The sequence below is a fragment of the uncultured Cohaesibacter sp. genome, assembly GCF_963556055.3.
In the GTDB taxonomy this organism is placed as follows: Bacteria; Pseudomonadota; Alphaproteobacteria; order Rhizobiales; family Cohaesibacteraceae; genus Cohaesibacter.
Genome location: NZ_CAUVYE020000013.1, coordinates 390,579 through 409,347 on the forward strand (window position 1 = coordinate 390,579; position 18,769 = coordinate 409,347).

Genomic DNA, 18,769 nt, shown 5'->3' on the forward strand with positions numbered 1-18,769 from the left:
AATGGCTATAAGCGGTGGTTATATCACGGTAAACGGCATCAAGACCTATTACGAAACAAACAACGGACCAAAAGACAAACCAACGATTGTCTGTCTGCATACCGCTGGACGCGAGTGTCGCCAATATCACTGGATGATGGACATCTTCGAAGATCGCTACAATATGGTTGCGTTCGACATGCCAGCCCACGGCAAGAGCTGGCCATTGCCTGGCAACAAGGCGATCAACAATCACAAGGACTATTGTGAATTTGCATGGGCATTTATTCAGGCCATGGAAATTGAGAACCCACTGGTCATCGGCTGCTCGGTTGGTGGCAACATGGTCTATTATATTGCCGAACATTATCCGGTCGCCGGCATCGTTTCCATGCAGGGTTCAACCTTCATCAAGGCCCTCTCCGGCTCCTATGGCACCGTCGTGGACCTGCTTGATCATCCCTATATCAGCGTTCAGCATTCCCACTTCGATTTTTCCGAAAGCCTGATCGGTCAGAAATGTCCCGAGGAAGCAAAAGACTTCATCCTGTGGGGCGTGGCCCAAGAGTGCGGCGTAGCCAAAAAGGGCGATCTGTCCATCTACAACAACTACGATGTACGCGGCGATCTGGACAAGATCTCCTGCCCTGTCATGGTCATCCGCGGTGAAGATGACTGGAACGTACCAGAGCATTACTGCCAGGAAGCCATGAAAGGCATGGTCAATTCCAAGAAAGTGGTTTGGAAACCAATACCGGGCTATGGGCACTTCATCATCGTCGAAGCGCCTGAGATCATCTGTGAAGCGATTGATGACTTCATGCAATATGTGGATCCGGCCAGCACCCCGGATTGCGCCTAGAGCCTGGTGCTCCTGATGCTCGCCTCCTCCCCATTCTTGGCGAGCATCAGGTCCTTTTTCTCCAAATTCCCCGCAAGGGAGGAACATAATGAAAATCAAGGATATCGAGCTTTTTCCGCTCCAGATGCCGCAATTCAAGACCACAAAATGGGCCAATGGCAACGTCAGTGTCACAGAACACATCATCGTCAAGATCATTGCAGAGGATGGCACCTATGGCGTGACCGAAGCCATTCCGCGCCCCGGTATTTATGGTGAAACACCGGCTTCGATCTACTATGCACTGACAAAGATCATCATTCCCAAGCTTATCGGATTGGATTCCTTCAATTTCGAAGCCATTTGGCAACAGATGAACGATTTGCCGTTCAACTATGCCACCAAAGGGGCGATTGATGTTGCGCTCCACGATCTCAATGGCAAGCTGCTTGGCATTTCCTGCGCCCAGATGATGGGAGGCCCCTACAGAACGGAAGTGCCCTTGAGTTGGGTCTCCGGTGGCACATGGTTCGATCGTGACATGATCATCGAAGAAACCAAACAACGTGTGGCCGAAGGCTACAAGATGTTCAAGGTCAAGGCTGGTCATGTCAATGAAGATATCGACCTCATGATCGAGCTTCGCAAGGCTTGCCCGGACGACGTGAAATTCCTGATCGATCCAAACCAGCTCTATTCCCGCGAGGATCTCTACCGCGTGGGTGAAGCCTTGACAGATGTAATCGATAGTATCGAGGAGCCAGTTCCTGCATGGGATGACGTCAGCCGGAAGCTCTTCACCGAGCGCTTCCCCAAGATCATGCTGTTGTCTGATGAAAGCACTTTCACTTTCGCCGATACCCAGCGTCAGATGAATCTGGGCGCAATCCAGCGCCTTGGAATCAAGATCCCCAGAACCGGCTACACCATTTCTCGCAAACTGGTGCATTTGGCCGAAGCCAACAATATGCCGGTGCAAGTCAGCACGCAGGCAGAATCCGATTTGGGCAGCGCTGCATGTGTCCAGTTTGCCTCGGCGTTCCGCCAAATTGATTTGCCCTGTGAGATTGGCTACTATAAAAAGGGAATTCAGGAAAGTCTCTTGCTTGACGGGGGCTTAACCGTCAAAGACGGCAAGATGCTGTTGCCGGACGGCCCTGGCATGGGCGTCAAGGTCAACTGGGATCTAGTCAAGAAATACACCGTTTCGATGTAAACAATGGCTCTCTGTCGGCCCCGACGCCGCCAGAGGGCTTTTCTTACTTCGCCATACCGAAAAAAGTCATCCTGTTTGCGGAGAGATCATGAGTGCCACGGTTTCCAAGCTAAGTTCCCTACCCATTCTGGGAAAAGAATGCACCCTTCTGGCTGGCGAGGAAGGGTTGGGCAATATCGTCCGATATGTCACGGTCATGGAAGCACCGGATTTCAACATTCAGACTCTGACCGACAGCGTATTTGTCCTCACCACATTATCGAGCTACTACACCAGCACAGAAAGCATCAACAAGATCATCACTGCGCTCTGTGAGCAGAATGTCTCGGCCATCTGCATCAAACTCGGCCGCTTCATCGAAGAGGTCGATGAGAGCACGATTGAAATCGCCAGAAAATACCACACGCCCCTCTTCACCGTTACGAAAAACGTTCTTTTCCGTGAAGTCATAAGCGAAATCCTGACGGCGATCATCTTCGAGCAACAAAGCACCATCAGCGAGCCTAACGCCCTTAACGAAGACCTCCTGAGCGCCATTCTGCACAATCGGGACATGAAGCAAATTCTGTTGCTCTTGACAGACAAAATCCCTTGCAATTGCTGCTGCCTGAACCATCGTGGCGAAATACTGGCCACGAACTCAACTGACGAAACGGAAATTGACAAAGAAATCATCGATCAATTGCTTCTGAGAATTCAGAAGAGCAAGAAAAAGAACTACGTTTCTTTCCGGGATCACTTCATTTTCCCCTGTGCTGCACATGGACAGATCGTGGGATATCTTGTTGTTTGCGACACGCACAAGATCGTCAAAAGCCGCTTTATTTTCATCAGTCAGGTCGTCTCGTTCCTTGCCATCAAATTCCTGGAAGAATATCTCAGGATCGAAGCGGAACAGAGGATGACAGCCAGGATTCTCGACGAAATCCTGTTTGTTGATCAACCGGATGAAACAGTCATCGCCGAAAAACTGCAATTGCTCGGCATCACGCCAAAAGACCTGCATATCGTCATGTTGTTGTCGGTACGGGACAAGAAAAACAAAATTCAAGCAGACAGCTACCTCGACTACTGGGTCAATTGGCTACGTTACAAATATGATCAGGTCGTTGTTTTCATAAAGGGGTCTGACCTCGTCATTCTGATTTCCTATTCGAAAAAGAAGAAAGTCGACTTCGCCAAACTGGCGCAGCAAATGCGCAAGGAAGTATGCCAGGGGGCCCTGGAAGATCTTGATATCGGTTTCAGCCTGCCTGCCGATGACTTGAGAAAGCTGCCACAATGCTACAGCCAGGCAATTCGCGCGGTTGACTATGGTCGCGCAGTCGAGAGCGAAAACCACATTTATCCCTATCAGAACTATGTCGGCATAGGACTTGTCTCCCACGGTGTCATTTCTGGTGACGGCGAGGTCATAAGAGCAACCATCATCGACCCGATACAACAGTATGACGAAAGATGTAACACCAAGCTCTGGTCTTCACTGGAAGCATGTCTTGAGGAAGACAGTCTTGATCTTGCAGCCAAAAAACTCTGCATTCATATCAGCACCTTGAGATACCGCTTGCAGAAAATCGAACAGCTCACGAATGTGAATTTCTTCATTCCCAAAGGCAGGCAAGCCCTGTATATCGCCTATATTCTGAATATCTCGTATCGTGCCTAAGATCGTCTGAAATGGATCATGGTTCAGCGCGTTTCAATCCGAACACTCCGCCGGGGATATGCGGCCCAAAGCCCGTGGGTCGAGGCAAAAGGATGGATGCCATTGCTTGCATGACCGATGACCAACGTCTCTTCCATGAGAGGCGCACACCGGTGGAGCAATGGACCCCGGACATCACGTAGAGCCCTCAGCAAGCAAGACGTCCTATTTTCTCACGAAAAACACTCCCGAAATTCCCGCTTTTCTAGGATGCCCGTTCCGCAACAAGGGGATATGCTCCAATTATATGAAAAAGTTGGATTTTTAGCGATAGAGAGCCGGTAGAGACAGCATGACATGGCCTGTCTTGCCAACGAGTGGCCAATGCATCATCGCTTGAAACCCGCAAGAGAATTGTCGGAGGAAAATGCTATGCCCTTTCTCGATCTGGACAGGATTGCTCTACGCTATGCTGATGAAGGAGATGGCGAAAAAACACTGTTGTTGATTCACGAAATGGGAGGCTCGCTGGAAAGTTGGGATTATCTGGTTCCACTTCTGACGCCGCACTATCGCGTGATACGTTATGACTGTCGCGGTGCCGGATTGTCCGAGAAGCCACGCAGCCCCTTCACTATTTTCGATTTCACGGCAGACGCAATCGGGCTGCTCGATGCTCTTGGCATTGAAGGACCGGTCATTCCTGTCGGATGCGCTGTTGGGGCTGCGACGGCCCTTCACATGGCTGCAATCCACCCGGATCGGTTCGAGAGAATTGTCTCCATATCACCATCCACCGGGATCTCGGAAGAAAGGCAACAGGCGGTACTTGCTCGTGCAGATCTGCTTGAAAACGATGGCTCTCGCGCCGGTGTAGATGTTGGACTTGATCGCGGCTACCCTTCGGCTTATCGCAAAGACAGGAACCGGTTTACCTCAACGCGCGCACAGCGCATCGGTGCCGACCCTTATGGCTTCGCAGCTACCATGCGAATGCTCGCAGGCCTGTCTCTGGATGAAGACATTGCCAAGGTTTCCTGTCCGTGTCTTTTCATAGCTGGCGAGATCGATGCCGACCGTCCTCCGGCAGCCGTAGAAGCCATCGCCAGTACAGTCAGCAATTCCACATTCCGGGTAATTGAAGGCGGGCATTTCATGGCCATGCACTCGCCCGACCTTCTTGCAGCGGAAATTTTCGATTTCTTGCGTCAATAGACAAGGAAACCAGACGTGCCGCTCTCGGGGTCACGACAACTCCAGCTCCTTCTGAAGAAAAGTGGTAACCGCTTCCACAGAGGGAGCCGATTTGAGGGATGCCCTGAATTCCTCATTCATGATCTTGCGTGCAAGCCTTGAGAAAATATTGAGGTGCAAATCGCCCGCGGTATATTTGTTCAGCGTCAGCATGATGACGATATCGACCTCGTCATCCCCCCAGATGACGGGTTTTGGCAGCTTGGCCACGGAAATGGAAGACTGCTCGATATGCTCCGACTTGGCATGGGGAATGGCGAAGCCGAAGCCAAGAGCGGTCGAGAAGACATCCTCACGTGCCCAGACATCATCAGCCAGACGAGCAGGATAGCGACAACGCCCAGCCACCATCAGCTGATCGGTCATGCGTTTGACAATCTCGTTCTTGCTCCTGAGATCTTCACCGATGACGACACAATCTTGCGAGACCATCGGCGCATCGCCAACCCCCATGCGAAACTCTGCCAGCATCTGATCAACTTCGATCGCTGTGCGGCAGGCTTTGGCCTTCTCTACGACGTCCCGGCACTCGGATAGGCTCAGCTTGGCCATCCGGGCCTTGGCGGCTGCAATTCCGGGCGCACTCATCGAGATTTCATCAAGGCCCAGTCCAACCAACAGAGGAAGGACCGAGCCCTTGCCACCCAACTCACCACATAAACCAATCCAGCAGTCATTGGCATGAGCATCTTGCACAATCCTGTCAAGTGCCCTGATGAAGGCAGGATTGAGACTGTTATAATGCTTGGATACCTTGTCATTGTCCCGATCAACCGCCAGCAGATACTGGGTGAGATCGTTCGATCCGATGGAGAAGAAATCCACTTCCTGAGCACATTGATCAATGATATAGGCAATGGAAGGCACCTCGAGCATGATGCCGAACGGGATCTTCTCATTGAAGACAATCCCGCTGTCGCGCAGGTCTCTCTTCACCTCGCCAAGAACTTCCTTGACCCAAAGAATTTCCTCAAAAGAGGAAATCATCGGGATCATGATCTTAAGAGGACCATGAGCAGAAGCCCGCAGGATCGAGCGCAACTGACCGCGGAAAAGGTCGATGAATTCCGCATAGATCCGAACCGCCCGATAACCGAGAAACGGGTTATGCTCCTCGGGAATCTCCAGATAGTCGACAGGCTTGTCACCCCCAACATCAATGGTACGAACAATGATCGGACGTCCTTTCGCCGCTTCAATTGCCTCGACATAGGCATTGTAGAGTTCGTCCTCGGTTGGAGGGGAAACCCGATCCATATAGAGCATTTCCGTGCGGAAAAGGCCAATTCCCTCGGCACCAGCAGCAAAAGCCGGCTTGGCTTCGATTGGCAAGGCGATGTTGGCGGCAATTTCCACCTTGTGACCGTCTTCGGTAACTGCGGGCTGGCTGCGGTAATGGACCAGTTGCCCATCCAGTGTGCTGCGCAACGCAAATTCCAGATCATAGTAACGACAGATCGGCTCGCTCGGCTGCTTGATGACAAGACCGAGGGTTGCATCGACAATCACGGTCTCCCCGGCAACAACCAGAACCTTGTCACGCGGTACAGCCACAAGGGTCGGGATGCCAAAAGACCGGGCCAGTATCACCGTATGGGACGTCGTGCCGCCACTTCCCAGCAGCAAGGCTTTCAAATGCGTGCGATCAAGCTCGAGAAAGCGGCTCGGTGTCAGGTCGTCTGCAAAACAGACCGAATCTTCACTCAGCTCAATACGCGCTCCATAGACCGCCTCTCCATAAATATGATCGAGAATCTGAAAGGAAAGATCGCGAATATCGAGCTCTCTTTCGCGAATGAGGGCGCTTGATGAGGCACGCATCTGCTCACAATAGCGCAGCCCCGTAGCCTTGATCGCCCCGACAGCACCAAGCCCCTTCTGGATGCCTTCGGCAAGATCGGCCTGAAACTCGCAATCACCGATCAGGGAAAGGTGGGCAGACAGAATGTCTGCTGCGGGGCCGGTTGCCGTCGCCTGTTGGGCCAGCATGCCCTTGGACAATACGGAGACAGCCTCATCCAGACGCTTCTGCTCCGTTGCGTTATCCAATAGGTCAAAGTCGGGCACGGCATCAAAGTCAAGCCCGCCAAGAGCAACCAGCTTGCCCACCCCTATGCCTTCGGAAACAATCGAGCCGCGAGCAAAATCAGGTTCAAGATTGGAAAGCGATCGCGGAATGGGATTGTCGTCCGGCGACACCGACACCGTCGGCAAGGCTTCATCACAATGGGGAAATTCTTCGACAAAGAACCGCTCCATGGTTTCAAACGCTTCAAGCTCGTCATCCCCTTCGATGATCAGCATGCAGTCGTCATTTACCAGAGTGTCGGTTCCGATGAGCGATAGAGCACTTTTTGCATTGCCTGTGCGTCCGGTGCGGGCATTTTCCCAGGCCATTGTCGCACTGAACGCATTGCAAAGCTCTTCAATTCTGCTGGCAGGGCGAGCATGCAGGCCATTTGGCAAGAGGCATTTGACAGCCAGTGATTTCGTCATGTGTTCTCCTCCATCAATCAGCCAGCAGGCCAATTGTCATTCTTCACCGGTTCCTGCCAGGAGCCAAGACCGATCATATCCATTTGCCCCAAAATAGGACTGAAGACTGTTGATTGCAGAGAGGAGATACCTGCTTTTTTCTGGATGAGACTACGCAATCAACGCCCCGGACAAACACCGCTTGTCCTATTTGTCTCTGTTGCCCCCGAAGAGGGCCCGCAGAAGCACGTCCGGCTCCCATTCCCATCATTGTTTGGAATAAAGACTATCGGCAACCCCCTGCCTCTTCGGGATTTTTCCTAACCGACCGCAGGCCCCCTCATGTCAACATGCAAAGGCAACGAGGTCTCTCCGACAAATAGTCTTTTCCTCCACAACCAGACAATGACGATGTGTAGTCTGGTCCAGAAAAAAGCAGCAATCTCCTCTCTCAAAATCTTTCCAAAACAATCAAGATTTCCCCCACAGACAGCAAGCTCCCCAGCTCAACTGAATAGAGTTGAAAGCATGGGAGCAAGAGGAATGCAATTTCACTCAAGGGAGGAAGATATGACCAATATTGTAGCTGTAACCGCTTGCCCGTCCGGTGTTGCCCATACCTATATGGCAGCGGAGTCGATCGCCAATGCCGCAAAGGCCAATGGCTGGAATGTAAAGGTCGAAACGCAAGGGTCAATCGGCATCGAAAACGAACTGACGAGCGAAGATGTTGCCGCCGCTGACATGGTGATCCTGACCAAGGATATCGGCATCAAGTTCGAAGAACGCTTCAAGGACAAGCCTGTGGTTCGTATCGGCGTATCCGATGCGGTACGTCGTGCACCTCAGGTCATGGAAAAGGTGGCCGCCTATCTTGCCAAGACCTCAGCCTGATCACGCGAGATCTTGACTGGCAAAGAGAGGGCCCAGCCCTCTCTTTTTGACGACTTTCTAAATGACCCACTCGGCAAGCCTGATGGAGGAAACCCATGTCGGCAGATCGTATCGCTCGTCTCAAAGTGGCGCTCTTTGCAAAGCCGCGCCCGATATCACTGGAGCGCGCGCGCCTTTTCACAGAAAGCCACAGGCAAAGCGATGGCCATCCTGTCATGATCCGTCGCGCCCTGGCCGTCGCCCATATTCTCGACAATGTCGAGATTTCGATCAGGGAAGACGAATTGATTGCGGGAAACCGTACCGTCAAACCACGCTCGGGTATCCTTTCGCCCGAGATGGACCCATATTGGTTCGCCAAGGAAATTGATACGATCCACAGCCGCCCGCAAGACAAATTCATCATCTCGGATGAGGACAAACAGTATTTCCAGGAGGAATTGCTGCCTTACTGGACCGGCCGTTCGATGAAGGATTTCATCAACAGGCAGTTTCCAAGGGAAGTGCATGATGGTGTTGATGCGAAGATCTTTTCCATCAACCAGACTGACAAGGGACAGGGGCACATCATTGCCGACTTCCCGGCTCTCTTGAGCAAGGGTCTTGGACAATTGCTCGCTGAAGCAAAAGCCAAGCAGCAAGAGAACCCGGACAATCTCTTCTTCCGTTCGGTTGTAATCCTGCTCGAAGCCTCACAGCGGCACATCATTCGCTATCGCGATCTCGCAAAGGAACTCGCAACCAGCGAACAAAATGATCAGAGACGCACCGAGCTTGAACATATTGCCAGCCTGTCCGACCGAGCGATTGCAGACGCGCCGTCCGACTTCCGGGAAGCCGTGCAGCTCTTCTGGTTCATGAATGTCATTCTGCAATATGAATCCAACGCCTCGTCCCTCTCCCTTGGCCGGTTTGATCAATATATGTGGCCCTTCTACAAGGCCTCGCTCGACAAGGGCGAAGACCCCCAAGCCCTGGCGGAACTCCTCGGCTCGCTCTGGATCAAGACAAACGATGTTGTTCTGTTGCGCTCGGAAAGCAGCGCTCGTTTCTTTGCCGGCTTCCCAACCGGCTACACGATCCTGCTTGGTGGCCTGAGCGAAGATGGACGCAGCGCCGAAACGCCGCTCTCCACTCTCTGTCTTGACACCTATCAGGATATCCAATTGCCGCAACCCAATCTCGGGGTTCGCGTCAATGAGCTGATCAGCCGCGAGCTTCTGCTCAAGACAGCACAGACCATTCGGATCGGAACCGGCATTCCTCAGATCTTCAATGATGAAGTGATCGTACCAGCCTTTTTGAACCGGGGTGTCAGTCTGGAGGATGCCCGCGACTATTCCGTCGTCGGCTGCGTCGAGCTTTCCATCCCGGGCAAGACCTATGGCCTGCATGACATCGCCATGTTCAACCTGCTCAAGGTCATGGAAATCGTGCTTATAGACCTCAAGGACGAAGAGAATGTCACCTTCGAGCAGGTCATTGCCGCGATTGAGGACAAGATCAGGATCAATATCGGACATATGATCGAAGGATCAAACATCTGCGATGTCGGACATCGGGATTTCGCACCGGTTCCCCTGCTTTCCTCCCTGATCGCTGATTGCATGGAAGCGGGCAAAGACATCACTTATGGTGGCGCACGCTACAATTTCTCAGGCGTTCAGGGGATTGGCATCGCCAATCTCTCGGACTCGCTCTATGCCCTCAAGGAATTTGTCTTTGAGGAAAAACGCATGCCCTTCAAGGCCTTTGTCGAAATGCTTGAGGCTGACTACGACGTGCCGGAAGGAGAGAAAATCAGAACATGGCTCATCAGCAATTGCCGTAAATATGGCAATGATGACGATAGGGTCGACATGATGGGATCTCGCCTGTTGCGGCTTTATTGCAAGGAAGTCGAAAAGGGCAGAAACCCGCGCGGTGGTATCTTCTCGCCCGGCTCCTACACTGTCTCGGCCCATGTGCCACTTGGTGCAGGCGTCGGCGCAACACCCGATGGTCGAAAGGCTGGCGAGCAACTGGCCGATGGGGGCCTTTCGCCGATGGGGGGACGCGACCAGCTCGGACCAACCGCCGTTCTGCAATCGGTCAGCAAACTCGATAATTATCTCTTGTCGAACGGCAGCCTTCTCAATGTCAAGTTCCTGCCCTCGACACTTGAAGGCCAATCAGGGCTCAACAAGCTGGCTGACTTCCTGATGGCTTTCGCAAAGCTGAAAATCGAGCATATCCAGTTCAACGTCATCGACGTCGCCACCTTGCGCAAGGCTCAGGAACATCCTGAAGACTTTGCCGGTCTGGTCGTCCGCGTTGCCGGATACAGCGCCTTCTTTATCGAGCTTTCCAAAGAGATCCAAGATGACATCATCAGGCGCACAGAACACCGTCTCTAGTTTCCCCCGAGAGGCACTGACGGGGCGGATTTTTGACATTCAGCGCTGGTCGCTGAATGACGGATCAGGAATCCGCACCGTCGTGTTCTTCAAAGGTTGTCCGCTTTTCTGCCCTTGGTGTTCCAACCCCGAATCCCGCTCTGGGGACATCGTGCGGATTCCCCGCGATGATCTGACGACAGGAGAAGCGAGGTCCGAGGCCGGTTGCTGGCTCAAGGCCGAGGATACTTATCGCACCATCGGTCGAGATGTAACCCTTGATGAGCTGATGAAGGAAATATCCCGTGACTCGGTCTTTCACCGGGTATCGGGCGGCGGCGTTACGCTTTCAGGCGGCGAGATTCTGGCTCAACCCCATTTCGCCCTAGCATTGCTCAACCGTCTCCATGCGATGGGCGTGCCCTGCGCAATCGAGACGACCGGACATGGCAATCACGACCTGCTCCTGAAAATGGGGCTGCTGTGCGATGAAGTTCTGTTCGATTTCAAAATCATGGATGAAAAACGGGCAAAAGCGATATTGGGCATCAATCTCTCGCTGGTCCTTGAAAATTTCAAGACTCTCGTTGAGGCAGGCGTGCGGGTCATTCCCCGCCTGCCACTCATTCCGAACTATACGATGAGCGAAGAAAATCTCTCGGCCATCCTTGCCTTCCTAGCCCCTTTCTCTTTGACCGACCTGCACCTGTTACCACTGCATCACTATGGCTCATCCAAATATGACATGCTCGGCATGCCTTACCCGGCAGCCAGCCTGCCGGTCCCGGAGGCCGCCGAGGTCGACGCCTGGCAAGAGCGATGTGAAGCGGCAGGTTACTCCGTCACGGTAGGTGGTTAGCTGAAAACACACAGCCACCTGCAACCGAACTTACAGCATCCTATTCGAAAGGTTTTTTTGGATGATATATTTTCTTGATACGGCCGATGTGAAGGCAATTGCCCGTTGCGTTGACCTTTATCCAGTTTCCGGCGTCACGACCAACCCAAGCCTGATTGCCCGCGAAAATCGCCCTTTGGGTGACATTCTCAAAGACATCAGAAACGTGATCGGGCCTGACAAGATGATCCACGCGCAAGTGCTTGGAGCAGACGCAGAGACCATGATCGATGAAGCCCAACGCCTGCGTGACGCAGTCGGCAACGGCTTCCACGTCAAGATTCCAGTGACTGCGCAGGGCATGAAAGCGATCCAGACGGTTGCAAGCCTCGGCATTCCGGTAACGGCCACGGCAATCGTCACCGCAGAACAGGCCCTGATGGCGGCCATCGCCGGAGCGAGCTTCACCGCACCCTATGTCAACCGGCTCGACAACATATGTGGTGATGGTGTCAAGGTGGTGAGCGAGATTGCCCATTTGTTCAAAAGCTACACTCTCGATGCCAAACTCTTGACCGCATCTTTCAAAAATGTTCAGCAAATCCATGATGTCGCAATGGCAGGCGCGCACTCGGCAACCTTACCGCCTGAACTGCTTGAGCTGTTGATTGTTCATCCTTTGACGGATTCGGGAGTTTCTCGCTTTGTCAGCGACTGGGAAGGCGTCTATGGTAAGGGGGCAACCATTTTGGACCTGATCTGACAAGGCGCCAAAAAATCGTCGGCGTATTTGAGAGAGGATCTTCAGGGAGGAAGCGCACAACGATGACCACCAAACCGCTTGTACTTGCCATAACGGGCTGCATATCAGGTGTGGCACATACCTATATGGCTGCAGAGGTAATCGAAAATCTCTGTCGTGAACTCGGGTATAAAGTGTCTGTCGAAACACAAGGGGCCCTTGGCATTGAAAATGCCCATGGCCCTGATCTGATAGAGAAAGCGGATCTGGTGATCTTTGCAGCCGATGTCACCGTTGCGGAAAGAGAACGGTTTGTTGGTTTGCGCATCATTGATACCGATATTCAGACAGTGCTCAAATCACCTGAAAAGGTTCGGGAAGCCATCGTCAGGATATTGTATTTGCAAAATGGTTTTGTCATGCAAATCTGACGATCCTTTTTGAAAAAGCAAGCTCGGCATCGCCATTCCTCTCGGCAAGCTTGAAAAGCCCGTGCCCGTGAAGTCATAGAGCCCTCTCCGCCTTTACCAAAGTCAAGGAGACACCGCGTCTTCTCGCAACAAAGGAGAACCGTCATGTCCTCCATCAAAGTCGCAATCATTGGATTTGGAATGTCCGGAGCCTGCTTTCACGCTCCCATTCTCAGAGACATGCAAGACTATGAAATAGTGGCAATTGTCTCGTCGCGTATCGATGAAGTTCACGGATATCTGCCCGATGCTCAAGTTTTTGCCGATACGAACAGCATGCTCGGTGAGTCCGATGCCGAGCTTTGCATCATTGCCACGACCAACGAAATGCATGTCCCGCTTGCCAGAGCCTGCCTTGAAGCGGGACGGCATGTCGTGGTCGAAAAGCCGTTTGTGCTGGATCCATTGGAAGGACTGGCCCTTGATACCCTTGCAAGACAGAAGGGGCTCTCTCTCACGGTTTACCAAAATCGCCGCTGGGACGGTGATTTCCTGACCCTGTGCGCCCTCATTGCCCAAGGAAAGATTGGCAAACCGCACACATTGGAATCCCACTATGATCGCTGGCGCCCAAATATTCAGGATCGCTGGCGCGAGCGTCCCGGCCCTGGAGCAGGGATCTTGTGGGATCTCGGTCCACACCTCATTGATCAGGCTCTTGTTCTGCTCGGTCCGGCCAGAACAGTCACAGCTCGGCTCGCCAACTCGAGAGCAGGGGCGAGCGTCACCGATCACTTCCATATCCTCATCGAACATGATGATGCGGTTTCAATCCTGCATGCCGATAGCCAAACATGCGCCCCCGGCCCCCGGTTCATGCTGCACGGGGATCGGGGCTCCTTCGTGAAATATGGAATGGATAATCAGGAAAACTGTTTGCGCGAGAAACAAGGCCCCAACTGTCCCGACTGGGGCAAGGATCCACAAGACCATTGGGGCTTGCTGACGCAGGCAGATGAAGCGCAAACCCAAATCGTGAGTCACATAGAAACAGAAGCTGGCTGCTATGAACAATTCTATCAGCTGCTGGCCCGCTCAATCCGCGACAAAGCCCCCCAAATGGTACCGGTTACTGCAAGCTCGGCAATCGATGTCATCGCTCTCATCTTGGCCGCCCAGAAGAGCGCCAATGAAGGACAAACCATTTCATTATGAAGGATTTGCGATATGAATTTTCAAACACCTCCAGCCAATTCTGTTCCCCCCTTGTCACCACCACCCGTCCTTTCCATCGCCAGCATCGCGCTGATGCTGGATTTTGATGGCACCCTCATCCCCTATTCGATCAAGGATACAAAGCAGCCGAAAGTCGACAAAGCCCTGCCAAGCTTGCTAGAGGCCCTTCAAAAAGGCACAGAAGGAGCGACCGCAATTGTCTCTGGCCGGGGGATTCTGGAGTTGGATAGCCTGCTGTGCCCGGCCCGACTGCCGATCTCGGGGACTCACGGGGCACAAATCCGGCTTTCATCCGACGGTGAGATAAAAACCCTGTTCGCAGCTGATGGCTTGTCTGAGATGATCAGACTTTGCAAGGACTGGGCCGCTGGCTATCCCGAGGTCGAGGTCGAGCAGAAGCCGATCACCGCCGTTCTGCATTTTCATGGTTTCCCGGCCCTTGAAGCCCCTGCACAGAGCTTCGCAAAACAACTATGCGAGGAGTTTTCCACCTTCATCCCTCAATTTGGCATCGGTTCCGTCGAAATGAAACCGGAAGGGGCGAATAAGGCCGTGGGGGTGACCCATATGATGCAGGAAGCAACATTCCAAGGTCGTCGGCCCATCTTTATCGGCGATGATCTGGCCGACGAAGCTGGCTTTGAATGTGTCAATCAAATGGGGGGCATCTCGATCAAGGTCGGACAGGGCGAAACAATCGCCAAACATCGACTTGCAGACGCCATGGAAGTCCGCAGCTGGTTGGCGTCATTGCTGAATTGATCAAACGCCTCCGCTTGATTTTCTGACCAGGCGTGAAAACACGATGCGGGAGCCTTCAAATCGAATTGAAGGCTCCCTTTTTGTCAGTTGAATTTGGGCTGGCTGCGATATTGCATCCGATATTCGGAGGGAGAGCGGTCGGTTTTCTGGCGAAACAGCCGACAAAAATAATTGCTGTCCGCAAAACCGCTGCTATTGGCCACTTCCTTGATCGTCATGCCATAATTGCGCAAGAGGTGTTTTGCCTGTTCAAGACGCACCTGATTGAGATACTCATTGAAAGAGGTCTGAAACTCCTTCTGGAACAGATGAGAAAGATAGTTGGGCGTGATGCTGAATGCATAGGCCACAGATTCCCGGCTCAGATGCTCGGAGAAATTCTCCTCGATATGTTCCTTGATCGCCTGGGCCAGAGCAGAGCTGCGCGATGTCACGGTTACCTGAATGTTCATCAGATCCTGAACATGAGCAACCAGCGCCCGGATCAGATAAACCGGAGTTGACTTGTCTTGCGGTCGCATCACCAGTTCGTTGAGAGCATTGAGAATAAAGGTGCCACTGCGAGGCCCACGGCGCGGAAGATCGAATTTGGTAATTGAGCTTTGCTCATGCCCGTCCCACCGTGAGATCGAAATACCCACCCGCTGCTTGCCAAACAGCAGATCCAGCATTTCCACTTCGCCGTCGGACCATTGCGGATCGTTCCAGCCGTTTGAAGGAACATAGAGCGCAGTGGAAGAGGACTGGGTAATCTGTATCGTTCGGCCCAGCTTGTCACCGATGGTCTGCTCGAGTTTGCCGGACAGGATGAAGCCCACGCGCGGAAAGGGAATCTGATAGGCCAGCTTGGGTCTCTGATCTCGTTCAGGAGCAAAAATGACCTGATCGATTTTCGGAATCGTCTTGAGAAACTTGCTATATTCTTCCTGCATGGTCAGGTCGATCTGGTCATTACTCACCAGCGGCATTTTTCTTGCTGGTGGCACATGTCGCTTTCTGGGTAGTGATGCAACTGTTTGCATGGGTCTTCCAATCAGACCAAGTCCCCACGGCTCAGGACACGTGACAGGCACCTGTCTTGCCTTCCATCGTGGGTTACATTCAAAAATAGAAACATGTCGGGTTTCTGTCAATTGATCTCAGAATGCCCGCAGAGCTAGCTGTGTGCCGCAATAAATGACTTAAGCACGGTAACGACAAGACGATGATCGTCCGCTTGCGGCAAGCCCGAAACCGTTACGACGCCGATCCGTCCGGCCCCCTTCACTCTCAAGGGAAAGGCCCCGCCAAAGGGACCAAACTCTGCCCGACTGATGAGTGACTTTTCCTCAATAGTCGTTCCCTTGGCCTCATATTGATGCTTCATATACCAGGAACTATGCTCAAATCGCTCGACGATTGCGCGCTTGCGTGCGATCCACTCGGCATTGTCAGCACTTGTGCCTTCCATTGCGTGGAAGAAAAGGCAGCGACCATTGACTGTGATGTCAATGGCGACCGCCACACCTGATGCATTTGCCGCATCACGCAAGGCACAGCCCAGCTCAAAGGCCAGATCCGCACCAAAGGATGGAAGGATGAGACTGCTTTCTTCCTCTATCAAGTCTTGCAAAAGATCCGCCAATGTCATTGTCTGCCTCACAAGGTAAAACGGAAATCGGAAATGCAATGCTCCATTCCGGCACTGCTGAGTGGGAAGCTTACCCCAAGAGACGCCAGCTTGTCAGTAGCAAGCCGTATGTCCCGACGCGCAGGCGCTTCAACCGCTTCGAGAAGCTCGCTAGTGCGCTCCCCCAGCCCCATCAGCTTGAGGCAATGCTCCGCCAAGTCATAGCGCGAGAGATCATTTCGACTGCCAACATGGTAAAGATCCGGCTTGCACTCCAGAATGGCTTCAAAGCGATCAAGCAGATCATGAACATAGGTAATACCGCGGAATTCGTTGGTGCGTTCCTTGAGCATCTTGCCAGCCATCAGAGACTGGACCACATTCCAGACAACCCCCGGAGACATGCCCGTTCCCCGCTCAGGCAAGCCAAAGAGCCAGGTGAACCGCAAGGTCCACAGATCCTCAAGACAGGTGCGCAACTCTCCCTCAGCGGCAAGCTTGGTCTCGCCATAGACCGTATCCGGCTTTGCGCTGTCTTCTTCGCTATATGGCCCGTCTTCCTCATTGCCATTAAAGACCTGTTCGGAACTGATGAATACCATACCAGCACCGGTCTTTTCTGCTGCCCTGGCAAGAGAAACTGCACCGTCAACATTGATCTTTCGGGCAAGATCAGGATGTTCATTGCAGAAGGCCGTGGCAGCAACCGCAGCAGCATGCAAGACAAGATCCGGCTTGAAGGTTTCAAAAGCCGAGGCGACATGGTCCTCGTTATTGATATCCAGCGTATCGACATCCGTCGCCAATATGTCAAAACGATCATCAAATCGTTGAACAAAACGGCTGCCAAAAAATCCATTGGCCCCGGTGATAAGAATACGGCGCTTGGCCATGCTATTACTCCTCGTGAATAGACGCTTGAATATACTCAGTCAGAAAAGATCGAGACAAATGAGCATTGGAGCCAGGCACCTTGCATGAAAGCTTCTGAAGTCTCGCGGCTGGCTGGCGTCCAGCCCGACCAAGCAGTGAAATCAACTGGCCGGGCTGGCATTGTTTTTTGATCAGATGTGCCGTCAGAAAGGATCTTGATCAGACCGTTCGCTCACGCGCCCGGCGACCGGTACACCGGATCCTTATCCAATCTGGATATCCAGGCTCAAATCATCATCCAGAGCAGAGTCCGGCGCTTTTCGAGTTGCGGTGAAGCTCTTGAGCAGGTTGACGATGATCGCGGTTGCAACACCACCCACAGCAAGGGCAATGATGAAACTCAGGCGCCCATCAACAACGGGCAGAACAATAAGGCCAGCCCAAGCCGCATAGGATTTGACCCCAAGCATTGCAGCGGTCACACCACCAATTGCGGTCCCGATCATGATGGAAGGAATGACGCGCAACGGATCTGCCGCAGCAAAGGGGATCGCCCCTTCCGTAATCCCGACGCATCCCATCAGGAAAGCAGCCTTGCCAGCTTCCTTTTCGGAAGGGCCATAAAGCTTGTTGCCTCCGATCATCGACGCAATCCCCATACCGATGGGAGGAACGGCGACAGCAACAGAGCTGATACCGGCAATATTGTAGAGCCCTTCCCCGACACAGAGAACAACAAATGCATAGGCAACCTTGTTAACCGGTCCGCCCATATCGAAGGCGATCATCAGCCCCATAATCGTGGCAAGAACAACGATGGAACCGGACTGGAAGCCCTTGAGCCATTCGGTGAGCCAGGCTGTCATCGAGGAAATCGGAGCCCCAATGACCCACATCATCAGACCGGCAACAATGAAGGTCCCGATAACAGGAATGACCACAATCGGCATGACCGACCGAAAGACTTTCGGAACCCTGATCTTTTTCATATAGAAGACCACGATACCTGCAAGAAGGCCTGCAATGATGGCACCAAGGAATCCAGCACCGAGATTGTTCCCAACCATTGCGCCAATGGCAGCTGGGGCCAGCGCAGGTCTGTCGGCGATGGAAAAGGCCACATACGCCGCCAAAATAGGCACCATCAATGTGAAACCGACAACACCAATATCGAAAAGATCCTTGAGAAACTTGCTGTCTGGCACAGCCCCCTTACCTGAAAGCATCACCGCCAACGCAAGTAGAATACCCCCGGCAACAACGAATGGAATCATGTAGGAAACACCCGTCATCAGATGTTTTCTTGTTCCCTTCAAGATTACGATGAGATCGTCCATTTTCTTTACAGGATATTGAACTGTCAGCAGATCAAATCTCCCGTCCTCCGTTTTTTAATGAAACTGTGATCAGGATATCCCTTTGAATTGCCCGAACTAGTGGACCAGATATCTTTTAACTGGATGACGGTGTTCTAAAACCTATGCCCGATGATCATTTTAACACAATGATCCAGAATGCAGGCCTCTCAAAATCCTTCTCAGGACTGAGCGGGAAAGAAGAATATTGAACTGCTGAAACAAGCGCACCTCTCTGACAGAGAGTGGAGTGCCACCGGTCAGA

The 18,769-nt window shown here is 52.6% G+C and carries 16 protein-coding genes; 11 read left to right on the forward strand and 5 right to left on the reverse strand.

The annotated features are described in order from the left end of the window. Nucleotide 1: 1 nt before the first annotated feature. From ACHZB8_RS10480 to ACHZB8_RS10495, 4 genes are all read left to right on the forward strand, one after another. Nucleotides 2–841 (forward strand): alpha/beta hydrolase, encoded by an 840-nt coding sequence (locus ACHZB8_RS10480; RefSeq protein WP_316860208.1) that lies wholly within the window; start codon nucleotides 2–4, stop codon nucleotides 839–841. 88 nt (nucleotides 842–929) lie between these two features. Beyond that, nucleotides 930–2,036, forward strand: coding sequence for a mandelate racemase/muconate lactonizing enzyme family protein (locus ACHZB8_RS10485; RefSeq protein ID WP_316860209.1), 1,107 nt, complete (start codon nucleotides 930–932; stop codon nucleotides 2,034–2,036). An 88-nt stretch (nucleotides 2,037–2,124) separates the two neighbouring features. Beyond that, nucleotides 2,125–3,702 (forward strand): PucR family transcriptional regulator ligand-binding domain-containing protein, encoded by a 1,578-nt coding sequence (locus ACHZB8_RS10490; RefSeq protein ID WP_316860210.1) that lies wholly within the window; start codon nucleotides 2,125–2,127, stop codon nucleotides 3,700–3,702. Between the two features lie 411 nt (nucleotides 3,703–4,113). Next, entirely contained in the window at nucleotides 4,114–4,896 is a 783-nt protein-coding gene (locus ACHZB8_RS10495) for an alpha/beta hydrolase (RefSeq protein WP_316860211.1), read from the forward strand. Nucleotides 4,897–4,926: 30 nt separating this feature from the next. On the opposite strand, the gene ptsP is transcribed toward ACHZB8_RS10495, so the two are convergent. Beyond that, the gene (ptsP, locus tag ACHZB8_RS10500) at nucleotides 4,927–7,431 is read right to left on the reverse strand and encodes a phosphoenolpyruvate--protein phosphotransferase (RefSeq protein ID WP_316860212.1); all 2,505 of its coding nucleotides are present in this window, start codon (nucleotides 7,429–7,431) and stop codon (nucleotides 4,927–4,929) included. 549 nt (nucleotides 7,432–7,980) lie between these two features. Here ptsP and ACHZB8_RS10505 point away from each other — a divergent pair. The 7 genes from ACHZB8_RS10505 to otsB all read left to right on the forward strand — a co-directional run bounded on the left by ACHZB8_RS10505 (nucleotide 7,981) and on the right by otsB (nucleotide 14,667). After that, on the forward strand, nucleotides 7,981–8,304 hold the full coding sequence (locus ACHZB8_RS10505) for a PTS fructose-like transporter subunit IIB (RefSeq protein WP_316860213.1): 324 nt from the start codon (nucleotides 7,981–7,983) through the stop codon (nucleotides 8,302–8,304). A gap of 95 nt (nucleotides 8,305–8,399) precedes the next feature. Then, nucleotides 8,400–10,700 (forward strand): formate C-acetyltransferase, encoded by a 2,301-nt coding sequence (locus ACHZB8_RS10510; protein ID WP_316860214.1) that lies wholly within the window; start codon nucleotides 8,400–8,402, stop codon nucleotides 10,698–10,700. Continuing rightward, nucleotides 10,666–11,538, forward strand: a complete 873-nt coding sequence (locus tag ACHZB8_RS10515) for a [formate-C-acetyltransferase]-activating enzyme (protein WP_316860215.1) — start codon at nucleotides 10,666–10,668, stop codon at nucleotides 11,536–11,538. Before ACHZB8_RS10510 ends, ACHZB8_RS10515 begins: the two co-directional genes overlap by 35 nt. Before the next feature lie 61 nt (nucleotides 11,539–11,599). Beyond that, on the forward strand, nucleotides 11,600–12,280 hold the full coding sequence (locus ACHZB8_RS10520) for a transaldolase family protein (protein WP_316860216.1): 681 nt from the start codon (nucleotides 11,600–11,602) through the stop codon (nucleotides 12,278–12,280). Nucleotides 12,281–12,342: 62 nt separating this feature from the next. After that, nucleotides 12,343–12,690 (forward strand): fructose PTS transporter subunit IIB, encoded by a 348-nt coding sequence (locus ACHZB8_RS10525; protein WP_316860217.1) that lies wholly within the window; start codon nucleotides 12,343–12,345, stop codon nucleotides 12,688–12,690. Between the two features lie 144 nt (nucleotides 12,691–12,834). Beyond that, on the forward strand, nucleotides 12,835–13,884 hold the full coding sequence (locus ACHZB8_RS10530; protein WP_316860218.1) for a Gfo/Idh/MocA family oxidoreductase: 1,050 nt from the start codon (nucleotides 12,835–12,837) through the stop codon (nucleotides 13,882–13,884). Nucleotides 13,885–13,896: 12 nt separating this feature from the next. Continuing rightward, nucleotides 13,897–14,667: a trehalose-phosphatase gene (gene otsB / locus ACHZB8_RS10535; RefSeq protein WP_316860219.1), complete on the forward strand. Its 771-nt coding sequence runs from the start codon at nucleotides 13,897–13,899 to the stop codon at nucleotides 14,665–14,667. An 83-nt stretch (nucleotides 14,668–14,750) separates the two neighbouring features. Here otsB and ACHZB8_RS10540 read toward each other — a convergent pair whose 3' ends face one another. The 4 genes from ACHZB8_RS10540 to ACHZB8_RS10555 form a co-directional block, all read right to left on the reverse strand. Beyond that, a complete protein-coding gene (locus tag ACHZB8_RS10540; RefSeq protein WP_316860220.1) occupies nucleotides 14,751–15,689 on the reverse strand; it encodes an AraC family transcriptional regulator in 939 nt (312 codons plus the stop codon). 134 nt (nucleotides 15,690–15,823) lie between these two features. After that, nucleotides 15,824–16,297 carry a heme-degrading domain-containing protein gene (locus tag ACHZB8_RS10545; protein ID WP_316860221.1) on the reverse strand — a complete coding sequence of 158 codons (474 nt, stop codon included), beginning with the start codon at nucleotides 16,295–16,297 and terminating at the stop codon, nucleotides 15,824–15,826. 8 nt (nucleotides 16,298–16,305) lie between these two features. Further along, entirely contained in the window at nucleotides 16,306–17,169 is an 864-nt protein-coding gene (locus tag ACHZB8_RS10550; RefSeq protein ID WP_316860222.1) for a sugar nucleotide-binding protein, read from the reverse strand. A 243-nt stretch (nucleotides 17,170–17,412) separates the two neighbouring features. Beyond that, nucleotides 17,413–18,486 carry a PTS fructose transporter subunit EIIC gene (locus ACHZB8_RS10555; RefSeq protein ID WP_316860223.1) on the reverse strand — a complete coding sequence of 358 codons (1,074 nt, stop codon included), beginning with the start codon at nucleotides 18,484–18,486 and terminating at the stop codon, nucleotides 17,413–17,415. Nucleotides 18,487–18,769: the final 283 nt, after the last annotated feature.

Bases quoted from the DNA above. Each gene is read 5' to 3' on its own strand.
- ACHZB8_RS10480 (WP_316860208.1), top strand. From the start codon at position 2: ATGGCTATAAGCGGTGGTTATATCACGGTAAACGGCATCAAGACCTAT.
- ACHZB8_RS10485 (WP_316860209.1), top strand. From the start codon at position 930: ATGAAAATCAAGGATATCGAGCTTTTTCCGCTCCAGATGCCGCAATTC.
- ACHZB8_RS10490 (WP_316860210.1), top strand. From the start codon at position 2,125: ATGAGTGCCACGGTTTCCAAGCTAAGTTCCCTACCCATTCTGGGAAAA.
- ACHZB8_RS10495 (WP_316860211.1), top strand. From the start codon at position 4,114: ATGCCCTTTCTCGATCTGGACAGGATTGCTCTACGCTATGCTGATGAA.
- ptsP (WP_316860212.1), bottom strand. From the start codon at position 7,431: ATGACGAAATCACTGGCTGTCAAATGCCTCTTGCCAAATGGCCTGCAT.
- ACHZB8_RS10505 (WP_316860213.1), top strand. From the start codon at position 7,981: ATGACCAATATTGTAGCTGTAACCGCTTGCCCGTCCGGTGTTGCCCAT.
- ACHZB8_RS10510 (WP_316860214.1), top strand. From the start codon at position 8,400: ATGTCGGCAGATCGTATCGCTCGTCTCAAAGTGGCGCTCTTTGCAAAG.
- ACHZB8_RS10515 (WP_316860215.1), top strand. From the start codon at position 10,666: ATGACATCATCAGGCGCACAGAACACCGTCTCTAGTTTCCCCCGAGAG.
- ACHZB8_RS10520 (WP_316860216.1), top strand. From the start codon at position 11,600: ATGATATATTTTCTTGATACGGCCGATGTGAAGGCAATTGCCCGTTGC.
- ACHZB8_RS10525 (WP_316860217.1), top strand. From the start codon at position 12,343: ATGACCACCAAACCGCTTGTACTTGCCATAACGGGCTGCATATCAGGT.
- ACHZB8_RS10530 (WP_316860218.1), top strand. From the start codon at position 12,835: ATGTCCTCCATCAAAGTCGCAATCATTGGATTTGGAATGTCCGGAGCC.
- otsB (WP_316860219.1), top strand. From the start codon at position 13,897: ATGAATTTTCAAACACCTCCAGCCAATTCTGTTCCCCCCTTGTCACCA.
- ACHZB8_RS10540 (WP_316860220.1), bottom strand. From the start codon at position 15,689: ATGCAAACAGTTGCATCACTACCCAGAAAGCGACATGTGCCACCAGCA.
- ACHZB8_RS10545 (WP_316860221.1), bottom strand. From the start codon at position 16,297: ATGACATTGGCGGATCTTTTGCAAGACTTGATAGAGGAAGAAAGCAGT.
- ACHZB8_RS10550 (WP_316860222.1), bottom strand. From the start codon at position 17,169: ATGGCCAAGCGCCGTATTCTTATCACCGGGGCCAATGGATTTTTTGGC.
- ACHZB8_RS10555 (WP_316860223.1), bottom strand. From the start codon at position 18,486: ATGGACGATCTCATCGTAATCTTGAAGGGAACAAGAAAACATCTGATG.